This is a genomic window from Segatella cerevisiae (genome assembly GCF_024054555.1).
Lineage (GTDB): Bacteria > Bacteroidota > Bacteroidia > Bacteroidales > Bacteroidaceae > Prevotella > Prevotella cerevisiae.
The window spans coordinates 1-1,008 of the sequence record NZ_JAMXLY010000116.1 but is presented as its reverse complement, the minus strand read 5'-3'; the positions used below and the strand labels follow the sequence as shown (position 1 = coordinate 1,008).

General features: G+C 43.6%; 1 protein-coding gene. It reads right to left on the bottom strand.

Annotation, left to right across the window (positions count from 1 at the left end; translation table 11 throughout):
* Positions 1–922: IS1595 family transposase (locus tag NG821_RS12595; protein WP_252762002.1), on the bottom strand; the 922-nt coding region annotated here is incomplete at its 3' end.
* Positions 923–1,008 lie beyond the last annotated feature (86 nt).

The window sequence follows — 1,008 nt, the reverse complement described above, 5'->3', positions numbered from 1 at the left end:
CCGGTCTATAGGACACAGCTGCAACAACTAGCCTGTCAAAAAGTCTGTCGCCAAATGATCTTCGGTTGAACTTCCAGCAGAATTCATCCAGATAACTCTGAAGGAACTCGTCTTTGATGCCATGGTACATATCAAGCAAAAGTGACTTTGCATTCGATATGGCAGTGTGAACCCATGGCAGCATTTTCGATGCTTGCTCCGGAAGGGCCTTTATGGGATATACCTCTTTAAAACACCCTTTGAGTTTCGTATGAGATTTGGAGTCATCCGTGATTATTCTGGAATCTGCTGCAACTGCGACCTTTGAGACTTCGGTAACGGTAGAAGCTTTCACATCAGGAACAACCTTCATTTTTATATGACCTGACTTGCGATCTTTCTTTCCTTTCTTCTGTTTATTCTCAGGAACTGCTTTGCTTTCTATCATTACCAGAACTTTTGACTTGCGCTGACTTCCTGCGCCTGCCTTCCGCTTTTCCTGTTTCTTTGCCTCGTCTGAATTCTCCGTGGAAAAGAAGGCTTCGTCAAGCTCAATACTCTCGGACAGTTGATATGTGGTATCACGCTGCCCCATTACCGACCGTAGTTTATGCATCATCTCCCAAATTGGCTGATAACGCTTATGACCCAGCTGGCGCTGCATTTCAAGGGCCGAGAACGTTTTCCGCGTGGAGGTCAGCAGGTGTATGGCAGTGAACCAATACATTAATGGTAATTTACTGTTATGCATTACGGTATCAGCCGTTAGCGTCGTCTTGTGACCGCACTTCTTGCAAATCCAGCATTTATTATACTTATCCCAGATCTGTTGATGACCGCCGCAGCGCTTACAGACAACACCAACTTTTTCCCGATAATTCTTGAGATACTCTTCACAAGAAGCTTCATCGGGGAAGCGTTTTGAAAATTCTATCAGTTTCATTTTGACGAGGTTTTGATAATTGATGCAAAGGTAATGAATATCGGGGAATACTCAAAATTATTAATCACCCAATTGAGGATAATCAT